Origin of the sequence: Streptomyces sp. TG1A-60 (genome assembly GCF_037201975.1) — a bacterium.
Lineage (GTDB): Bacteria > Actinomycetota > Actinomycetes > Streptomycetales > Streptomycetaceae > Streptomyces.
Genome location: NZ_CP147520.1, coordinates 6333685 through 6353175, shown reverse-complemented (window position 1 = coordinate 6353175; position 19491 = coordinate 6333685). Strand labels below are relative to the sequence as shown.

The following is a 19491-nucleotide window of genomic DNA, read 5'->3' as shown; positions in this document are numbered from 1 at the left end:
GATTTGTGGGTCTGGCCGGATTCCTCAACCCGAAGGTGTGGCGGGGCTAGGGTCGGCGTCATGATGGATCACGCACGTGACCTGGCCTCTGTACGGGAAGCGACGGACCGGCTGCTCACCGCAGCAGCCGAACTGGACAACGCAGCTGTGACCGAGCCGTCACGGCTGCCCGGCTGGACCCGCGGTCACATCCTCGCCCACCTCGCCCGCAACGCGGACGCGCTCGTGAACGTCCTCGAAGGGCGTCCCATGTACGTCTCCGGGGAGGCCCGGGACGCCGCCATCGAGCGGGACGCGCCCCGGCCCCTGCAGGCCCAGCTCGCCGACATACGCGACAGCGCGGGCCGCTTTCAGGACGCCGCCTCGGTCACCGGGGACTGGTCCCGCACCGTCGAGCTCCGCAACGGGGTCACGGATTCGGCGTCCCGGCTGCCGTTCCGGCGCTGGATCGAGGTGGAGCTGCACCATGTGGACCTGGGGATCGGATACGAGCTGGAGGACCTGCCGGCGGAGTTCGTCCAGCGCGAGATCAAGTTCCTCGCCGACCGGTTCCGCGACCACCCTGGTGTCCCCGCTCTGCTGATCAAGCAGGACGACGGGCGCATGATCCCCACCGGGGCCGTCGAGGGCGTCACCGCAGAGCAGCCCGACAGCGGCTACCGGCCGCCCCACCTCGACCTCACGGTCAGCGGCAGCCGGGCCGACCTCCTCGGCTGGCTCGCGGGGCGCCGCGACGGCAGCGCGCTGCGCGTCGAAGGAGGGGCGCTCCCGTCACTGCCCCCGCTATAGGCTGCCACCATGACGTACAGCGGAGCGGTGAAGGTCGGCGGTCCTGCGGACGTGCACGAGCTGCCGGACCTGATGATCTCCAAGGTCGCGGTCGGTCCGATGAACAACAACGCGTATCTGCTGCGCTGCCGGGCCACCGACGAGCAGTTGCTGATCGACGCCGCGAACGACGCCGGCACCCTGCTCACCCTGATCGGTGACGACGGGATCGCCTCCGTCGTCACCACGCATCAGCACGGCGACCACTGGCAGGCGCTCGCCGAGGTCGTGGCGGCCACCGGCGCCCGTACGCACGCGGGCCGGGACGACGCCGAGGGCATCCCGGTGGCGACCGACGTCCCCGTCGACGACGGGGAGACGATCCGGGTGGGGCGCGTGGAACTCACCGCGCGCCACCTGGTGGGGCACACGCCGGGCTCGATCGCCCTGGTCTACGACGACCCGCACGGGCATCCGCATGTGTTCACCGGGGACTGCCTCTTCCCGGGCGGCGTGGGCAACACCCGCAAGGACCCGAAGGCGTTCGCCCGTCTGATCCACGACGTGGAGACGAAGATCTTCGACGTGCTGCCCGACGAGACCTGGGTCTACCCGGGCCACGGCGACGACACGACGCTCGGCGCGGAGCGCCCCCACCTGCCGGAGTGGCACGCGCGGGGCTGGTGACCCCCCCGCGCCGAACGGCAGCCGGTGAGCCGCCCGCCCCGGGCGCGGCGGACCTCGCACGCGCCCCGTGTGAATCGAACGCACGCGCCGGTGGCACGCGCGCGCTCCCGTCGCACCCCGTGGCGTAGTCCACTGGAGGCAGGTCCGCACGGGATGACGGCTCCCGCGCGGACGGGCCGCCGGCCTCTCCATCCCCGCCCTCGGCCGGCGGCCCCGCCCGCACTCTCCCGCGATGCCCTCCGGCACGCCCCGCCAACCGGCAGGCGCTGCGGCACGTCGTGCTCCCCAGGCGGTACGCCGACAGGTGCCGCCCCTCCTCAACGACCTGGTGTCGCTCCGGCAAGTCGACGCTGCTAGGCCTCGGCCTTCCCCGTACCCACCAGCACGGCGACCCGCTCCACGCCGAACACATAGCCCTGCACCCCGCACCCGGCGATGACCCCGTCGGCGCGCAGGGAGACATAGGAGTGGTGCCGGAACGTCTCGCGCCGGTGGATGTTGGAGATGTGGACCTCCAGCACGGGCATCCCGTCGCACGTGTTGAGGGCGTCCAGGATGGCCACGGAGGTGTGCGAGTAGGCACCGGGGTTGATGACGATGCCGGAGTGGTTGAGCCGCGCCTCGTGGATCCAGTCGACCAGTTCGCCCTCGTGGTTGGACTGCCGGAAGTCCACCGTGCCGCCGTGCGCCGCCGCCGCCTTCGCGCACAGCGCCTCGACGTCGGCGAGCGTGTCGGAACCGTAGATCTCGGGCTGCCGCTGCCCCAGAAGGTTCAGGTTGGGGCCGTTGAGAATCATGATCGGGGCGTTGGCCAGGGTGCGGGGCACGTTTCCTCCGGTCCGTTCGGGGTGCGCGGCCCGCCGGGGACCGCTGCTCGGACCCGGTTTATCACGGTGAACAGCACGGTGAGAGGCCGTACCCTCCCCACATGACACCCCCCTCGTGTCCTCCGAAGCCCGCCCCCGGCGATCGCGTAGCCGTCATATCGCCGTCCGCCGGTCTGCCGGAGCTGTTCCCGCGCCCTTACGAACTGGGCCTGGAGCGGCTGCGCGAGGAGTACGGCCTCGAACCGGTCGAGTACCCGACGACCCGGAAGATGGGCACGACGCCGCGGGAGCGGGCCGACGACATCCACGCGGCCTTCGCCGACCCGGACGTCAAGGCCGTCTTCACATCCATCGGCGGCGACGACCAGATCAGCGTGCTGCCGCTGCTCGACCGGGAGTTGCTGCGGGACCGTCCCAAGCCGTTCTTCGGCATGAGCGACAACACGAACCTGCTGGCGTTCCTGTACAACGCCGGTGTCGTGGGCTATCACGGCGGCACCGTGATGACCTCGCTGGGCCGGCCCGGCGCCATGGACCGGCTGACCGCCGACTCCCTGCGCGCGGCGCTGTTCACCTCGGGGCCGTACGAGCTGCGCCCCGCCGAGCGTTTCAACGACGTCAACCGCGACTGGGCCGACCCTGCGACCTTCGACGCGGAGCCGGAGACCGTGCCCGGCACCGGATGGACCTGGGTGAACCCCGAGCGTGTGGTGGAGGGGCGCACGTGGGGCGGCTGTCTGGAGATCCTCGGCTGGCTGCTGATGGCCGACCGCGAGGTACCGCGCGACCTGTCCGTCCTCGACGGCGGTGTGCTCTTCCTGGAGACCTCGGAGGAACTGCCGAGCGGCGAGGAGGTCTTCCGCATCCTGCGGAATATGGGCGAGCGCGGCCTGCTCCGGCGCTTCGCCGCGCTGCTGATGGGCCGCCCCAAGAGCTGGTCCTTCGAGCGGCCCAACACGCCCGAGGAGGCGGCCCGTTACGCGGCCGGTCAGCGGGAGGCCGTACTGCGCGCCATGCGGACGTACGCCCCCGACAGCATGATCGTCTTCGACGTGGACTTCGGGCACACCGACCCACAGCTCGTCATCCCCTACGGAGGTGTGATCCGGGTGGACGGGCCCGCCCGGCGCATCACCGTGACCTACTGAGACGCGTTGACGCCTCCTGGGACGCACCGACGTCGAACGGGCCTCCGCGCGCCTCCGTAGCCGCCCGTCACCGTGGGCAGTTGACGCGGCATGCGCGCTGCACGCGCTGTGAAACCGCCCTCCATGCTGCGACTGGCGACCGCCTCGCTCACGAGCACGCGCCGCCGAGCGGCGTGGCTGTGGTCGGGCTTCCCGCAGGTCGGGTCCGCCGTGGGATTTTTGCTGGCCAACGGGGTGATGCTGGCGCTGTCGGCAGGCCTGACGGAGGCGCAGTTCGCCGCCTGGGGATGGCGGGTACCGTTCTGGGCGGCGGGCGTGCTGGCCGTCGCGGCACTCTGGCTGCGCTCGTCGCTCACGAAGAGCTTCCAGTTCCTGGAGATCGACGACCACGCGCGCGTGCCGCTCGCCGAGGTGGTGCGCGGGCACTGGCGCCTCGTCCTGCTGATGGCCGGGGCGCTCTCTATCGGATACGCGATCTTCTACTCGGTGACGACCTGGCCCCTCTCCTACGGGACCGAACGGCTCGGCGTGAGCCGTACTACCGTCATGCTGACCTGCGTCCTGGGCCCCGTGGTGGGTGAAGGGTCGCCCTGATGCCGCTGGTGGCGGTCCTCGGCGACCGGTACGGGCGGCGCCCGATGTGTCTGACGGGCTGCGCCGCCGCCGCGCTGTGGATGTTCCCCATGCTCGGGCAGCAGCACGAGCAGCGCGATGATCACACCGACGACGGTGTGCGGCAGGCCGGGCCGCCCCGACGCCGGACTCGATGGTGGGCGAGACTCCCTCGGCGAGGCCGACCACATCGGCGAGCGCAAAGGCCCAGCAGTCCGACGCTGTTCCCGGAGGTGCGCGCCGACGGCGCCTCGGCGTGGTCGGCCTCGGTGATCACGCCGGCCACGCCGGGCAGATCGCGACTCCAGGTGGGAGCGCGCAGGACCACCGCGGTCACCGGGACGACGGCAGTCCGTCACGTCACCGGCGACCGGAGTCGAGCGAGCAGGCGGTGAGCCTGCCAGACGTGGAAGGAGCCTCGCACTCCGGGTCGACGCGGTGATCCGCGTCTCCGGTCGTGCGGGGCCCCGACCCATCAGTGATGTGCTTGCGGTATCGGCCTCCGTCAGGCCTCGACGCTGTCCTTCTCGGCGTCTTCGTCCTTCTCCTGGTCGGCCTCGGCCGCCGCCTGCTTCTTGGAGGCGATCAGGCTGCTGATCGTGGTGATGACCAGGACCGCGCAGATCACGCCGAGCGACACCGGGATGGAGATCTCGGGGACATGCACCCCGGACTCGTGCAGGGCGTGCAGCACCAGCTTCACGCCGATGAAGCCGAGGATCACGGACAGACCGTAGGACAGGTGGACCAGCTTCTTCAGCAGACCGCCGATGAGGAAGTACAGCTGTCGCAGGCCCATGAGCGCGAACGCGTTGGCCGTGAAGACGATGTACGGGTCCTGGGTCAGGCCGAAGATCGCCGGAATGGAGTCCAATGCGAAGAGGATGTCCGTGCTACCGATGGCGAGCATCACGACCAGCATCGGCGTCATGACGCGCTTGCCGTTCTGCTCGATCCACAGCTTGGTGCCGTGGTAGCGGTCGGCGACACCGAAGCGCTTCTCGACGGCCTTGAGGAGCTTGTTCTCCTCGTACTCCTCCTCCGGCTCGTCCGCCCTGGCCTCCTGGATCAGCTTCCAGGCGGTGTAGATCAGGAACGCGCCGAAGATGTAGAAGACCCAGGAGAAGCTGGCGATGATCGCCGCGCCCGCGGCGATGAATATGGCGCGCAGCACCAGAGCTATGAGCACACCGACCAGCAGCACCCGCTGCTGGTACTGCGAGGGCACCGAGAACTTCGCCATGATCAGGACGAAGACGAAGAGGTTGTCGACGCTCAGGGACTTCTCGGTGATGAAGCCCGCGAAGAACTCTCCGGCCGGCTGGCCGCCGGCGAGGACGAACAGCCCGAGTCCGAACAGGGCGGCCAGGACGATCCAGACGACCGTCCAGATTCCGGCTTCCTTGATGGACACGTCATGTGGCTTGCGGCCGATGAAGAAGTCGACCGCGATGAGGGCGGCAAGGCCCACAACTGTCAGGACCCATAGGGTCGTGGAAACATCCACTGCGCCTCCGGCAGTACGTAACGGCAAATTCAGCGTCGTCGCTGCCGGAGGTCTCTTCCACCCGGTCCTCCAGGGCGTTCCACACCGCCTGGTGTCGCCGGGCCGACGCCCCGGGATCGGATCGATCCGTATTGACGGGTGCGCCGCAGCATGTAGGGAGTACTCCCCTCCGTCCGAAAAGAGTACCCCAATCACCAAGATTAGGTAAAGAGCGAGGCAGAGAAAGCATCAAAACCACTGGTCGGATGGCTTTACGAGCGCTTGGTACGGGGTGGGACGTCAGCGGTTCCAGGAGCGGCGGGCGTCGGCGACCCGGTCCAGTACGTGGTGCAGAACCCGACTGCCGGGTGGGACGCTCGACGGCTCGTACGTCCACGCGTGCCCGACCCAGGGGTCGGCGAGGTGGTCGTCGGGGGTCGGCGTGAGTCGCAGCAGCGAACGCCACAGCGGGTCCAGCAGCGGCCCGTACGCGACGGCGTCCTGCCGGTCCGCGACCATCATCAGATGGACGCCCACGGCCGGGCCCTCGTCCGCGAGGTAGCGGAGCTGGGTCACGGCGCGGTCGTCGAAACCGTGCGGGAAGTCATTGACGATCAGCAGTTGCTCGGCCGTGTCGAGGCCGGGGGGCAGTGAGTCGGCCGCGTCGCCGCGCACCGCCATCTGCACGAGGTCGACCCGCTGGGTGAGCCGCCCCAGGACGTCCGAGGCTCCCGCGGCCCCGGCGGCGGGCGGCCCGGCGAGCACACCGGTCTGCACCAGCGGTGCCAGCGCGGAGGAAGCGGCCCCGGCCGCGTCGACGACGTGCACCGCGAACTCGCCCGGCGGATGGACGGCGAGCAGGCGTGCCGCGAGCGACACCGCCGTGTCCAGCGCCAGACGGCGCAGTTCGTCGGCGTCGACGAGCGCGTCGCGGGAACCTGAGCGGCCGCTGTCCACCCACAGGCCGCGCTCCAGCGGCAACCGGACCAGCATCGGGATGCGCACGCCCTCGCTCTCCGGCAGCCGGAGGTCGCCGAGGCGCAGGGCCATCGGGATCTCCATCGGCACCCGGTAGCCGTGCCAGACCGGGTTGTCCCAGCTCGCGTACGCCGGGGGCAGCGCGGGCTCGACGACCTCGGCCTCGGCCCGGAGCTGGACGAGGTCGCGGTCGAGAGCGGTCCTGGCCTGGTCGACGAGCTGGGCGTGCTTGTCACGGGCGGCCTCTCGCGCGGCGTCGCCCTGACCGCCGATGCGGCTGCGCGGGTCGGAGAGGACCTTGTCGAGCTCCTGCTCCATGCGCGACTCGGCGAAGTCGACGGCGCTGCGGTAAGCGGCGGTGGTGCGGGACAGATCCTCGAACATGCCCCACACCTGGTTGTAGAGCCGCTCGTCCATGGACCAGCCGGTCGCGTCACCGGCGACGGGCTGCGCGGGCTGTCCCGGCTGGGCCGAACGCGCGGTCGGCGGGGGCGGCGGCGATGCGGTGGTCCGGCGGCGGGGGTGAGCGTAGTCGACGGAGCCGCCGGCGGTGGGCGCGGCGGGGTGGGTACCGCTGGACGGGTCGACCGGATCGGGGCCACCGTGTTGGGCCGCCGCATGGTCGGGCGGCGTGGCGGCGTGGGCGCCGTACGGGGGCGTGCTGCCGTACGGGGAGGTGGGTCGGTCTCCCCGCTGCGGTGATGTGCTCCCGGTCACGCCCTGGGGTGGCGTACCGCCGTGGGCCTGGTCGGGGCCCGCTGCGGGTGCGGTCGTCTGGCGGGAGCGGTCCGTGTCCGGCGGGCGGGGCGGGGGCGTGGCCACCGAGCGGGCGAGGCCCCGGGCCACGGCCTCGTGGATGCGGCCGGCGAGCTGCTGGGCCTCGGGCAGGCCCTGGTCGGTGAGCAGCTCCGCGAGGCCGCCCGCGTACCCCTGGCCGACCGCGCGGACCTTCCAGGCGCCCTGCCTGCGGTACAGCTCAAGGGCGATGACGGCGGACTCCGCCTCCAGGTCGGTGATCGTGTAGCTGGCGACCTCGGTGCCGTCGAGGCCGGTGACCGCGACGAAAGGCGCGGCGACGGTGCCGAATCGCGCCGGGCCGCCGGTCCCGGACGGCAGGGCTAGCAGCACGGTCAGCCGGTGCACGGACGGCGCCACGGCGTCGAGGTCCACGGCGAGGCGGTGGTCGGCCGCCGCCTGCTGGGACACCTCGATGCCCGGCAGGGTGGGCGCCCCCGGGTGGGCGATCCACTCCACGCCGCGCACCCGGCCGTGCTCGTCGACGAGGGTGGCTCCGGCCACGATCGGCGTGCCGGCCGCGACGCGGATCTCCAGTCGGACCTCGGGCAGCGGATGGTTCTGCCCCCGGACCAGCTCGGCCGTCATCGACTCGTCCCCCTGTGTCGCTTCCTGCGTGGTGCGTCGGGCTGCCTACAGGACCGGCACGATCGCCGGCATCAGGTCCTGGAAGGTGCGGCCGTTTGCGGGCGAGCCGATGGCGGTCATCTGCCAGCCCGTGCCCGCGCGGTGAACCTTGGCCATGATCTGGGCCGTGTACTGGCCGCCGCCCGCGAGGGTGTAACGCGCGAGCTCCTGGCCGTTGGTCTCGTCGACCAGGCGGCAGAACGCGTTCTGCACTTCCTGGAAGGTCTGGCCCGTGAAGGAGTTGACGGTGAAGACGATCTGGTCGATGTGGACCGGGACCCGGGCCAGGTCGACGAGGATCGCCTCGTCGTCGCCTGCGCCGACACCGCCGACGAGGTTGTCGCCGGTGTGACGGACGGAGCCGTCGTCGCTCACCAGGTGGCGGAAGAAGACGACGTCGACGGGCTGCTTGTCCGCGAACAGCACGGCGGAGGCGTCGAGGTCGATCTCGCGGGTGCGGGAGCCGAACAGGCCGCGCCGGGGAGCAGCCTGCCAGCCGAGACCCATGCGCACCGCGGTCAGGTTGCCGCCGTCGTGCTTCTGCAGACTGATGGCCTGACCCTTGGTCATGTTGACGGTCACGCGCTGATTCCCCTCTCGAACTGTCCCCCGCTTCCGCGGAGTCCACGGATGTGCAGCACCTTACGCAGCGGCACTGACATTGCCGCAGCCGGTGTCGCACTTCGTGTCGGTCTTGCAACACGGCGCGCCCGTGCCGGGGGCAGGATCTCTTCCCCGCGCTGACCGGGGCCGTCAGGCCAGGCCCGCCTCCTTCATCTGCCGCAGTTCCCTCTTCATCTCGGAGACCTCGTCACGCAGCCGGGCGGCGATCTCGAACTGCAGATCGGCGGCTGCCGCGCGCATCCGCTCCGCCATCTCCTCGATCTGCTGGGCGAGGTCGGCCGCGGGGCGGTCGGTCGGGACGGTCTCCTTGGCCTTGCCCTCGGAGGACCTGGTCCCCTTGCCTCCGAGGGAGGGCACGGGGGACCTGGCGCTCTTGCCGTCCTTGCCCCTGCGGTAGCCCGTGCCGAGCAGCTGCTCGGTGTCGACGTCCTCACGGGCGATCTGCGCCACGATGTCGTTGATCTTCTTGCGCAGCGGCTGGGGGTCGACGCCGTTCGCCTTGTTGTACGCGACCTGCTTCTCCCGGCGCCGGTTGGTCTCGTCGATGGCCTTCTCCATCGCCGGGGTGATCTTGTCGGCGTACATGTGGACCTGGCCCGACACATTGCGCGCCGCGCGGCCGATGGTCTGGATCAGCGAGGTCCCGGAGCGCAGGAAGCCCTCCTTGTCGGCGTCGAGAATCGCCACCAGGGAGACCTCGGGAAGGTCGAGGCCCTCCCTGAGGAGGTTGATGCCCACCAGGACGTCGTACTCTCCGGCGCGCAGCTCGCGCAGCAGTTCGACGCGACGGAGGGTGTCGACGTCGCTGTGGAGATAGCGGACCTGGATGCCGAGTTCCAGGAAGTAGTCGGTGAGGTCCTCGGCCATCTTCTTGGTGAGGGTGGTGACGAGGACGCGCTCGTCCTTCTCGGTGCGTGCCCGGATCTCGTGCACCAGGTCGTCGATCTGCCCCTCGGTGGGCTTGACGACGACTTCGGGGTCGACCAGGCCGGTGGGACGGATGATCTGCTCGACATGGCCGTCCGAGCGGGACAGCTCGTACTGACCGGGGGTCGCCGAGAGGTAGACCGTCTGGCCGACGCGCTCCTGGAACTCCTCCCACTTCAGGGGGCGGTTGTCCAGGGCGGACGGCAGCCGGAAGCCGTGGTCGACGAGGGTGCGCTTGCGGGAGGCGTCGCCCTCGTACATCGCACCGATCTGCGGCACGGTCACATGGGACTCGTCGATGACGAGGAGGAAGTCGTCCGGGAAGTAGTCCAGCAGGGTGTTCGGCGGTGAGCCGGGCTCGCGGCCGTCGAAGTGCATCGAGTAGTTCTCCACGCCGGAGCAGGAGCCGATCTGGCGGAGCATCTCCAGGTCGTACGTCGTGCGCATGCGCAGCCGCTGGGCCTCCAGGAGCTTGCCCTGCTTCTCCAGCTCGGCGAGGCGCTCGCCGAGTTCCTTCTCGATGTCGTCGGCGGCGCGCTCCAGACGCTCGGGGCCGGCGACGTAGTGGGAGGCCGGGAAGACGTACAACTGCTCGTCGTCGCTGATGATCTCGCCGGTGAGCGGGTGGAGGGTGGAGAGGGCCTCGATCTCGTCACCGAACATCTCGATGCGGACGGCGAGCTCCTCGTACACCGGGAAGATCTCGACGGTGTCGCCGCGGACGCGGAAGGTGCCGCGGGTGAACGCCAGGTCGTTGCGCGTGTACTGGATGTCCACGAAGCGGCGCAGCAGCTCGTCCCGGTCGAACTCGTCGCCGACCCTGAGCGGGACCATGCGGTCCACGTACTCCTGCGGCGTACCGAGGCCGTAGATGCAGGAGACGGAGGCGACCACGACCACGTCGCGGCGGGTGAGCAGCGAGTTCGTCGCGGAGTGGCGCAGGCGTTCGACCTCCTCGTTGATCGAGGAGTCCTTCTCGATGTAGGTGTCCGACTGTGGGACGTAGGCCTCTGGCTGGTAGTAGTCGTAGTACGAGACGAAGTACTCGACGGCGTTGTTCGGCAGCAGCTCGCGGAACTCGTTGGCCAGCTGGGCGGCCAGGGTCTTGTTCGGCGCCATCACGAGGGTGGGGCGCTGGAGCTTCTCGATCATCCACGCGGTGGTGGCGGACTTGCCGGTGCCGGTCGCGCCGAGCAGGACGACGTCCTTCTCACCCGCTCCGATGCGCTGGGCGAGCTCGGCGATGGCCGTGGGCTGGTCGCCGCTCGGCTGGTAGGGACTGACGACCTCGAAGGGCGCCACCGTGCGTTCGATCTTGGAAACGGGCCGCATGCAATCCACCGTACGGCCCCGCACTGACAACGGGCTCCGATCAGTGGTTTCCCGGGAGCGCGGTCAGCGGCGCTGCGGGGTGCGGGAACTCCGCTCGCGGTGCTTGTGAGCGGTGTGGGACTCCTGGCGTCGGCAGGTGTGGGCGGTTGCCTGGGCCGGGATGCCCGGCCGCCGCTCGACGGGGTGGGCGTGGAACCTGTACATGATCATGAACGGGTCGAACATCACGACGACGCCCGCGAGGAGCAGGAAGACCAGCGGGCCGATCATCAGCGGGGCGAGCAGGGCGGCGGACGAGGAGCCCTCGACCGGGGCGGGCGACGCGCTGTGCAGGTGGACGCTGAGGGCGGCCATACCCGTGTAGTGCATGCCGCTGACCGCGACCCCCATGACGAGACTGGCGCCCACGCTCCACAGGAAGCCGCGGATCTGCCCGGCGGCCCACAGGGCGGCGATCGCGGCCACCACGGCGATGACGACCGAGGCGGCCACCGTGAGGGTGTTGTACTGCAGCGTGCCGTTGAGGCGCATTCCCGCCATGCCCAGGTAGTGCATGGAGGCCATGCCGAGGCCGGTGACGGTGCCGCCGGTGAAGAGCGCGGCTCCGTTCGCCCCCTTGGAGCCGACCATGAAGATCCCGATGCCGACCATGACGATCGCGACGGCGAGGCTCGCGAACGTCGTCAGCGGGTCGTAGTGGATCGGGGTCTGCAGGACCTTGAACCCCATCATCGCGACGAAGTGCATGGTCCATATGCCGGAGCCGATGGCCGCCGAGCCCAGCGCCAGCCAGCCGATCCGCAGGCGGCCGTCGGCGAACATCGACCTGGTGGTGCAGCGCAGGCCGAGCGCGCCCCCGAGGCAGGCCATGAGATAGGCCACCACCGGTGTGACGAGTCCGTAGCTGAAGCCGTCGATCGTGCCCTGCATCCGCGGCTGCCTTTCCCGTCCTGTCGCGTCCCTGGATTCCCTGCGATGCCCCACCCCCAGGACCGCCACGACGGTCAGGGTTGTCGCAGAGAGTATGACCCCCACCGGAATGGTCGAACGATTTTCCGGCAAAGAAACACGTCCTTGCCCCACTTGTGCGGTGCTCGTGATTGGACTTGGACAACTCCATTCATTTCATGGCCATCCTGCGCCCTCCTGCCGTTGACTCTCTGCTGTAACTCTTGAGCTGACAGTGATCGATCGACGCGAGGAGTACGCATGCACGTGCGCGCAGTTGCCGCCGCGACCACAGTGTTCATGGGGGCCGTCCTCCTGCTCCCCACCTCCGCCGCCCACGCGGCTCCCGACACCGACGGTCCGCTGGTCGTCGCGCACCGCGGAGCCTCCGCGTACGCGCCCGAGAACACCTTGGCCGCCGTCGACAAGGCCGACGAGATGGGCTTCAGCTGGGTCGAGAACGACGTCCAGCGGACCAAGGACGGCAGGCTCGTCATCGTCCACGACGCGTCACTGGCGCGGACGACCGATGTCGAGGAGCTCTATCCGGACCGCGCGCCCTGGAACGTGGCGGACTTCACCGCCGCCGAGATCGCCCGCCTGGACGCGGGCAGTTGGTTCGGCAGCGACTACGCGGGCGCGCGCGTGCCGACGCTGGAGCAGTACATGAGGCGTGTGTCACGCAATCACCAGAAGCTCGTCCTGGAGATCAAGAACCCCCGGCTCTATCCGGGCATCGAACAGCAGACCCTGAAGGTGCTCGGCAACGAGGGCTGGCTCAGCCCGTCGCGGCTCAGGAAACTGGTGATCCAGAGCTTCAGTGCCGACACCGTACGGCGGATCCACGAGCTGCGCCCGGCGGTGAAGACCGGTTTCCTCGGCACCCCGGACATCGCCGACCTGCCCGAGTACGCGACGTTCAGCGACCAGATCAACTCCTCGTACACGACCATCTCCGAGTCGTACGTCGCCACGATCCACGCACTCGACGGTCCGCACGGAAAGCCGTTGGAGATCCTCGCCTGGACCGTGAACGACGCGGACAACGCCCGCGAGGTGGCGGGCTACGGCGTGGACGGCATCATCACCAACAAGCCGGACGTGGTCAGCGAGGCCACACGGAGCTGACGGGGCGGCCTGACCGGTGGCGTGCGTTCCCGGGCGGGGCGCACGCCAGGGGCGTTGTCAGTGGCGGACCGTACGGTGGTCGCATGAACAGTCATGCGCGGGACGAGCAGCAGGTCGTGTGGGCCGTCGTCGGCACGGGCATCGGCCCGCTGCTGCTGGCCTCGACGGACGACGGCCTGGTGAACGTCGTGTTCCACGCCACGGAGGCGGTGCGGGACACGGCGCTCGACCGGCTCGCCTCACGTCTCGGCACCGCGCCCGTCGAGGACCCCGCCGCCCCTCAGCTGGCCGAGGCCATACGCCAGGTCGAGGCCTACTTCGCGGGTCGGCGGCAGGACTTCGAGCTGCCGCTGGACTGGTCGCTGATATCCGGGTTCAACCGACAGGTGCTGCGCGAGCTCGCCTCCGGCGTGCCGTACGGCTCGGTCGTGGGCTACGGCGACCTGGCACGGCGTGTGGGGCAGCCCGGCGCGGCCCAGGCGGTCGGCGTCGCGATGGGGTCGAACCCGCTGCCGGTGGTGGTGCCGTGCCACCGCGTGGTCGAGAGCGCCGGCGGCATCGGCGGATTCGGCGGCGGCCTGGAGACCAAGCGGAAGCTGCTGGCACTCGAAGGGATCCTTCCGGAGCCGCTGTTCTGAGGGGCCGCGGGCCCTGAAGTTCCCTTATTGTCCGGACGTTCGGACGTTCGGACACTACGCGTAGTGCCGTACCTCGAAGACGTTGCCGTCGGGGTCGCGGAAGTAGAAGTTGCGCCGGGCCTTTCCACGCGCTCCGAAGGAGTCGTTCGAGATGTCCGAGACGGGCACCGCGCGTTCCTCCAGGCGGGCGCGCAGCTCGTCGAAGTCGTCGGCCGGCATGGCGAGGCAGACGTGGTTGACGGGGTGGCCGGCGCTGTCTGCGGCGCCGGGGACCATCCTCATACGCTCGGCCATGGTGAGCGGCATGAGGTCGAGGATGGTCTCGTCGTTGAGGCGTATGGAGGGAAAGGGGACCTGTCCTGCGGCGTATTCGGTGATCCTCAAGGGTTCCAGGCCGACGGCCTTCTCGTAGAAGTCGGCAGCGGTGACCGGCTCCTGGACCCAGAGGACGACATGGTCGAGACGCATCGTGTTGTCGGTCATGCGTTCCAGGCTGGTGTCCCGCACCACAGCTCGCAAGGGTTTGGCCGGGCGCGCCGTCTGCCAGAGATGAGGGAAGAACGTCTGACAGGAGGCAAGCGCGTGCTGCTGATGTCCGAAGATGTGCGGGAAGCGCTCGACGCGCGTCGCCCCGTGGTGGCGCTGGAGTCCACGATCGTCGCGCACGGGCTGCCCCGACCGCGCAACCTGCGGGTGGCGCTGGAGCTGGAGGACGTCGTACGGCGGGAGGGCGCCGTACCGGCGACGATCGCCGTCCTCGACGGGCGGCCCCACATCGGCCTCGACAAGGAGCAGTTGGAGCGGGTCGCGAACGAGGACGGCATCCGCAAGCTCGGCCACCGCGATCTGCCGCTCGCCGTGGCCTCGCGGGCGAGCGGTGCGACCACGGTGTCGGCGACCGCCCAGTTGGCGGCCCTGGCGGGCGTACGGGTGTTCGCGACGGGCGGGCTCGGGGGCGTGCACCGGGAGTGGACGGTGACCCAGGACGAGTCCGCCGATCTGGGGCTTCTGGCACGTACCCGGATCACCGTGGTGTGCGCGGGCGTGAAGTCGATCCTGGACGTGCCGGCGACCTTGCAGCGCCTGGAGACGCTGGGTGTCGCGGTCGCCGGGTACGGCACGGAGCGCTTCCCCGGCTTCTATCTGTCCGACTCGGGTCACCCGGTGGAGTGGACGCTCGGGTCGCCGGGCGAGGTCGCGGACGTCATGCGCGCGCAAGACGCACTCGACGGCCCGCAGTCGGCGCTGATCGTCGCCAATCCCGTCCCCGAGGAGGAGCAGCTCGATCCCGAACTGCACGCGCGGGTGCTCGACGAGGCGCTGCGGGCGTGCGAGACGGAGGGCGTCACGGGCCAGGCGGTCACACCGTTCCTGCTGAGCTACCTGGTACGGCACACCGACGGCGCCTCCCTCGGCGCCAACCTGGCGGCGGTACGGGGCAACGTACGGCTCGCGTCGCGCATCGCGGCGGCCTGGGCCGGGGCATGAGACGGCGGTGCGGGGCCGCCGGGTCCGAGGGTGGGGTGCACGGGCCCGGCTGTGCGGTGGGTGGGGCGCTGCTCGTCGTGGGTGACGTGGTCACGGATGTCGTCGCCCGGCACCGCGGGCCGCTCTCGCCGGGCACCGACACGGCCTCCGCGATCCGGACCCTACCGGGCGGGGCGGGTGCCAACGTGGCCTGCTGGGCGGCTTATCGGGGCTGCGCGGACGTGCGGCTGCTCGGGCGCGTGGGCACGGACGGGGCCGAGTGGCACCAGCGGGAGCTACGGGCTTCGGGAGTGCGGCCCCACCTGGTCGTCGATCCGGCGGCGGCGACGGGGACGGTGATCTGCCTGGTGGACGCGTGCGACGCGGCCGAGCGCACATTCCTCACGGACAGCGGGGCCTCGCTGCGGCTGGACCCGGCCGACTGGGCCCCGTCCCTGCTCGACGGGGTCGCGCGACTGCATCTGTCGGGCTATCTGTTCTTCTCCGAGTCGAGCCGCGCGCTGGTCGCCGTGGCGCTGGAGTCGGCACGCGCGCGTGGGGTGCCGGTGAGTGTGGATCCCGCGTCGGCGGGGTTCCTCACGCGGCTCGGTGTGGACCGTTTCCTCGGGCTCATCGAGGGGGCCGACGTACTGCTGCCCAATCGCGACGAGGCGTTCCTGCTGACCGGGCTGCCCGATCCGGCCGACGCGGCGGCCAAGTTGAGCCGTCTCGTTCCCTTGGTCGTCGCCAAGCAGGGGGCCGACGGTGCGCTGGTCGCCCGTGCGGGCCGCGTCGAGTCCCGGGTGCCGGCGGTCCCCGCCACGCCCCACGACACCACCGGCGCGGGTGACGCCTTCACCGGGGCGTTCCTGGCCGCGCTGCTCGCGGGCGCGGGGGTTGAGGAAGCGGCGGCCGAAGGGTGCGGGGCGGGGGCGCTGGCGGTGGAGAAGGTGGGCGGGAGGCCGCCGTCGCCCCACTGATGTCCGTGCCGTCGACGGTGCGACGTGGACCGCCCCGCCATGGGGCAGAGCAGGCCCCCGTACCTCAGTTACACCTTGCGCCCCCACGCCGAGATCAGCGGTGGAGCGGCGAGGTCCATCGTGCCGGAGGCCACGTTGGCCAGATGCCGGTCGATCTCCTCGTCCGTGGCGAGGTCAGCCGTGACGAGCGCTTCGCGGAGCCGGTGGACCGTCGTGGACTCCAGGGCGGCGCAGGCGGGTGAGGCGACGGGGAAGTAGGCGTCGGCCTCGACACCGCGCAGGCCCGCCGCGCGCAGCAGGCGCGGAAGTCTGCGGCCGTGCGCCGGGTCGACCCCGCGTTCGGCGAGCAGGGCGCGGACGGCCTGGCGGAGCCGGTTGGCGAGTTGCTGCTCGGGTCCGGTTTCTTCGAGGCAGGCCAAGGGCTGGAGGGCGGGATCGGCGTCCTCGATCAGGAGCCGCCCGCCGGGACGTAGCGCCTTGATCATCGACAGCAACGCCTGCTCGCGGTCGGGCGCGTGGACGAGGGCCAGCCGGGCGTGGACGAGGTCGAAGCCCTCCCCCGGCGACTGGTCGACGCCCACATGGTGGACGAGGGCCTCGACCGGGGGGCGGGTGACCGAGGGAACGGCCCATGAGATGTCGGTACCGGTCGCCATGACCTTGCCGGTAGGTCCGACCTTCTTCGCCAGCCAGGAGACCACGGAGGCACCGCCCGCGCCGACCTCCCAGCAGCGCCAGCCGGAGCCGAGGCCGAAGCCCTCCAGGTGCCGGAAGGTCGTGCGGTCGAAGAGCGTGGCGAAGGCGTCGGGGCTCCGCCCCGTCTCGGCCTGCCGGTGGTCGAGGAGATACCCGTCGGTGCGCATCATGTCGTGATCATCCCATTTGATCCGCTTGTCAGTAATAACGACTCTCCCGCAGTACGCGAGGTCCGCTCCGGCGGCGGCCCGAGCGGCCCGAGCGGCCCGAGCGGCCCGAGCGGCCGGGAACGCCACAAGTGAAGCGGAACGTTCCGTTCCCACAGCCTTACCCGGCCCTCGTTCGACCCTGGCAAACTGACGCGACAAGGCACGAGGTACGGGTGCGAGGAGATCCACGCAAGGAGATCCAGATGTCCATGGCAGGGAATCTGCGAAAGGTCACGGGCCTCGACAAGGTAGGCGGCCTGAGCAGAATGGCACGGCTGGCCCGGCGTCGCCCTCGCGTCGACCTCAGCCACCCGGCACGCTCCCCGCTGGGCACCTCCGTGGTGAACTGCGTGACGTACAACAAAGGCGTCCGCTCCCCCGGCGGTCGCGATGTCGTCGAGGCCGTCAAACAGGTCCGCAGGCATGACCACGGCTTCGTCTGGCTCGGTCTGCACGAGCCGACGCAGCGGGAGTTCGCCGGCATCGCCGAGCTCTTCGACCTGCATCCCCTGGCGGTCGAGGACGCGATCGAGGCCCATCAGCGCCCGAAGCTGGAACGGTACGGCGACACTCTGTTCGCGGTGTTCAAGACGGTCTGCTATGTCGAGCACACCGAACTCACCGCGACCAGCGAGGTGGTGCACACGGGCGAGATCATGGTCTTCGTCGGCTCCGACTTCGTGATCACGGTACGGCACGGACGGCACGGCTCACTCGGCCCGCTGCGCGAGGAACTGGAGGCGGATCCCGAGCAGTTGGCCAAGGGGCCGGCGGCGGTCCTGCACGCGGTCGCGGACCATGTGGTGGACGACTATCTGAGCGTCACGGACTCCGTGCAGACGGACATCGACCAGGTCGAGACCGATGTGTTCGCCGCGAACGGCGCACGTGTCGACCCTGGGCGCATCTACCAGCTCAAGCGCGAACTGCTCGAACTGAAGCGGGCGGTGGCCCCGCTGTCCCGCCCACTCCTGGAGCTCACCTCACGGCCGATCCGGGTGGTCGATCCGGAGATACAGGCCTATTTCCGGGACGTGTCCGACCACTTGCTGCGAGCCACCGAGCAGATCGCCGCGTTCGACGAACTGCTGAACTCGATTCTGCAGGCGCACCTCGCGCAGGTCAGCGTCGCGCAGAACGAGGACATGCGGAAGATCACGGCGTGGGCGGCGCTCATCGCGGTTCCGACCATGGTGTGCGGGGTCTACGGCATGAACTTCGAGCACATGCCCGAGCTGCACTGGAAATTCGGCTACCCGCTGGTCCTGGGAGTCATAGCCGTCGGCTGCATCACCCTCTACCGGGGCTTCAAGCGCAACGGCTGGCTGTGACTCCGGGACCAGCGGCAGCGAGGAGAGAAGGGGATCGTTCGGGTCAGTGCGTCGCGCCCTTCGCGTAGACGCTCTCGGCCCAGGAGGCGATCTGGTCTTCGGGGAGATGCCGGGCCAGGTCGGCCTCGCTGATCATGCCGACGAGGCGCTTGTTCTCGATCACCGGGAGTCGGCGGATCTGGTGGCCCTTCATCTCTTCCAGCACCTCGCTGACGTCGGCGTTCGCGTCGATCCAGCGCGGTGTCCCCTTCGCCAGCTCGCCCGCTGTGATCTTCGACGGGTCACGGCCCAGGGCGACACAGCCGACGACGATGTCGCGGTCGGTGAGGATGCCGCAGAGCCGTTCGTTCTGATCGCTGATGGGGAGCGCTCCGACGTTCAGCTGGCGCATCAGCTGGGCGGCGCGGTCCAGGGTCTCGTGGGCGGGGATCCACTGGGCGCCACGATGCATGATGTCTCCGGCGGTGGTCATGTAGTACCTCCCGATGCCGGACGGCCGGCGCGGCGCAGGGTGCACCGCTAGTCCCGGCGTCCTACATTCTTGCCGCGCCCCGGGGGAACCGCATGCGGAAGGACACGGCCCCGCACGACGCGCCCCGGGCTGCGGTCCAGGCAGCGACGTGGACGATCCGCTCCGGGACGAGACGGATGATCACGCGGACCTCGTCGTCCTTCTCCTCGGGAGGGTCGACGCGCTTCCTGCGATCGCGCAGGTAAAGGCGTCGTGATGGGCCTGATGGATCGGGGATCCTCCCGTCCGTCAGGCGTTCCACGCCGGGTGTCGCGGGTCGTCGGCGCGCACCAAAACATCGGCGGTGGCGGCCGGATCGGTCTCGGTCGCGTAGCGCTCGAAGGCGGGGAGGGTCCGCTGCTCGTTCTCGGGTGTCCGGCGGCGCAGGGCGCCCGCGGAGAGAAGGACGTGCACGGTCAGATCGAAGGGGAACCAGTGCTTCAGGAGGAGGGGGCCATGCATCAACAGGATGGAGTCGGCAGGGAGTTGGACGTAGGCGCTGCGGGTCGCGCGGTCGGTGGTGGGGTCCCACAGGTCGGGCAGGACCCGGCCCGTGCCCCCGGGGTCGAGTGGGCCGAATACCTCGCGCCACAGGGCGGCGGTGTCGAACCAGCCGTCGTAGTACGCCTCCGCGTCCTCGTGGCCGCACTCCAGCGGAAGGCGGTTGCCGCATCGGCGTGGACGCTCATGTACGGAGCCGCGTGTCTCGGCCATGGTGACCGTCGTCGGTCGGTTGTTCACTTGTGGTGATGACAGGTGGTGGGCAGGATCT

The 19491-nt window shown here is 70.1% G+C and carries 17 protein-coding genes and 2 pseudogenes; 9 read left to right on the top strand and 10 right to left on the bottom strand.

From position 1 onward, the window contains the following. Window positions 1–60 precede the first annotated feature (60 nt). Both WBG99_RS27660 and WBG99_RS27655 read left to right on the top strand, forming a co-directional pair. The gene (locus WBG99_RS27660) at window positions 61–789 is read left to right on the top strand and encodes a maleylpyruvate isomerase family mycothiol-dependent enzyme (protein ID WP_338898898.1); all 729 of its coding nucleotides are present in this window, start codon (window positions 61–63) and stop codon (window positions 787–789) included. A 9-nt stretch (window positions 790–798) separates the two neighbouring features. Beyond that, a complete protein-coding gene (locus tag WBG99_RS27655) occupies window positions 799–1455 on the top strand; it encodes an MBL fold metallo-hydrolase (RefSeq protein ID WP_338898897.1) in 657 nt (218 codons plus the stop codon). A gap of 353 nt (window positions 1456–1808) precedes the next feature. Here the strand turns inward: WBG99_RS27655 and aroQ are convergent, their stop codons facing one another. After that, the gene (gene aroQ / locus WBG99_RS27650) at window positions 1809–2282 is read right to left on the bottom strand and encodes a type II 3-dehydroquinate dehydratase (RefSeq protein ID WP_338898896.1); all 474 of its coding nucleotides are present in this window, start codon (window positions 2280–2282) and stop codon (window positions 1809–1811) included. Between the two features lie 101 nt (window positions 2283–2383). On the opposite strand from aroQ, the gene WBG99_RS27645 reads away from it, so the two are divergent. Further along, window positions 2384–3430, top strand: coding sequence for a S66 peptidase family protein (locus WBG99_RS27645; protein ID WP_338898895.1), 1047 nt, complete (start codon window positions 2384–2386; stop codon window positions 3428–3430). A gap of 177 nt (window positions 3431–3607) precedes the next feature. Beyond that, a pseudogene (locus WBG99_RS27640) lies at window positions 3608–4119 on the top strand (MFS transporter); the annotation flags it as partial. A 428-nt stretch (window positions 4120–4547) separates the two neighbouring features. Here WBG99_RS27640 and WBG99_RS27635 read toward each other — a convergent pair. The 5 genes from WBG99_RS27635 to WBG99_RS27615 all read right to left on the bottom strand — a co-directional run bounded on the left by WBG99_RS27635 (window position 4548) and on the right by WBG99_RS27615 (window position 11741). Beyond that, window positions 4548–5549, bottom strand: a complete 1002-nt coding sequence (locus WBG99_RS27635) for a TerC family protein (RefSeq protein WP_338898894.1) — start codon at window positions 5547–5549, stop codon at window positions 4548–4550. Between the two features lie 279 nt (window positions 5550–5828). Then, on the bottom strand, window positions 5829–7889 hold the full coding sequence (locus WBG99_RS27630) for a TerD family protein (RefSeq protein ID WP_338898893.1): 2061 nt from the start codon (window positions 7887–7889) through the stop codon (window positions 5829–5831). A 45-nt stretch (window positions 7890–7934) separates the two neighbouring features. Further along, window positions 7935–8510 (bottom strand): TerD family protein, encoded by a 576-nt coding sequence (locus WBG99_RS27625; RefSeq protein WP_338898892.1) that lies wholly within the window; start codon window positions 8508–8510, stop codon window positions 7935–7937. 171 nt (window positions 8511–8681) lie between these two features. Beyond that, complete coding sequence (gene uvrB, locus WBG99_RS27620; protein WP_338898891.1) at window positions 8682–10811, bottom strand: excinuclease ABC subunit UvrB; 2130 nt, start codon at window positions 10809–10811, stop codon at window positions 8682–8684. Window positions 10812–10874: 63 nt separating this feature from the next. After that, window positions 10875–11741 (bottom strand): MHYT domain-containing protein, encoded by an 867-nt coding sequence (locus tag WBG99_RS27615; RefSeq protein ID WP_338898890.1) that lies wholly within the window; start codon window positions 11739–11741, stop codon window positions 10875–10877. Window positions 11742–12020: 279 nt separating this feature from the next. Here WBG99_RS27615 and WBG99_RS27610 point away from each other — a divergent pair, with 279 nt between their 5' ends. Further along, window positions 12021–12887, top strand: a complete 867-nt coding sequence (locus WBG99_RS27610; protein ID WP_338898888.1) for a glycerophosphodiester phosphodiesterase family protein — start codon at window positions 12021–12023, stop codon at window positions 12885–12887. Window positions 12888–12970: 83 nt separating this feature from the next. After that, the gene (locus WBG99_RS27605; RefSeq protein WP_338898887.1) at window positions 12971–13525 is read left to right on the top strand and encodes a methylated-DNA--[protein]-cysteine S-methyltransferase; all 555 of its coding nucleotides are present in this window, start codon (window positions 12971–12973) and stop codon (window positions 13523–13525) included. Between the two features lie 54 nt (window positions 13526–13579). On the opposite strand, the gene WBG99_RS27600 is transcribed toward WBG99_RS27605, so the two are convergent. After that, complete coding sequence (locus WBG99_RS27600) at window positions 13580–14008, bottom strand: VOC family protein (protein ID WP_338898886.1); 429 nt, start codon at window positions 14006–14008, stop codon at window positions 13580–13582. A gap of 108 nt (window positions 14009–14116) precedes the next feature. On the opposite strand from WBG99_RS27600, the gene WBG99_RS27595 reads away from it, so the two are divergent. Beyond that, window positions 14117–15013 (top strand): pseudouridine-5'-phosphate glycosidase, encoded by an 897-nt coding sequence (locus WBG99_RS27595; RefSeq protein ID WP_338900511.1) that lies wholly within the window; start codon window positions 14117–14119, stop codon window positions 15011–15013. 56 nt (window positions 15014–15069) lie between these two features. Beyond that, window positions 15070–15972, top strand: coding sequence for a PfkB family carbohydrate kinase (locus WBG99_RS27590; RefSeq protein ID WP_338900510.1), 903 nt, complete (start codon window positions 15070–15072; stop codon window positions 15970–15972). Window positions 15973–16040: 68 nt separating this feature from the next. On the opposite strand, the gene WBG99_RS27585 is transcribed toward WBG99_RS27590, so the two are convergent. Then, a complete protein-coding gene (locus WBG99_RS27585) occupies window positions 16041–16838 on the bottom strand; it encodes a methyltransferase domain-containing protein (RefSeq protein ID WP_338898885.1) in 798 nt (265 codons plus the stop codon). A gap of 242 nt (window positions 16839–17080) precedes the next feature. Between WBG99_RS27585 and WBG99_RS27580 the strand changes: the two genes are divergently transcribed. Beyond that, window positions 17081–18208 carry a magnesium and cobalt transport protein CorA gene (locus WBG99_RS27580; protein ID WP_338898884.1) on the top strand — a complete coding sequence of 376 codons (1128 nt, stop codon included), beginning with the start codon at window positions 17081–17083 and terminating at the stop codon, window positions 18206–18208. A gap of 43 nt (window positions 18209–18251) precedes the next feature. Here the strand turns inward: WBG99_RS27580 and WBG99_RS27575 are convergent, their stop codons facing one another. Both WBG99_RS27575 and WBG99_RS27570 read right to left on the bottom strand, forming a co-directional pair. Then, window positions 18252–18680 carry a CBS domain-containing protein gene (locus WBG99_RS27575; protein WP_338898883.1) on the bottom strand — a complete coding sequence of 143 codons (429 nt, stop codon included), beginning with the start codon at window positions 18678–18680 and terminating at the stop codon, window positions 18252–18254. A 288-nt stretch (window positions 18681–18968) separates the two neighbouring features. Further along, a pseudogene (locus WBG99_RS27570) lies at window positions 18969–19379 on the bottom strand (uridine kinase); the annotation flags it as partial. Window positions 19380–19491 lie beyond the last annotated feature (112 nt).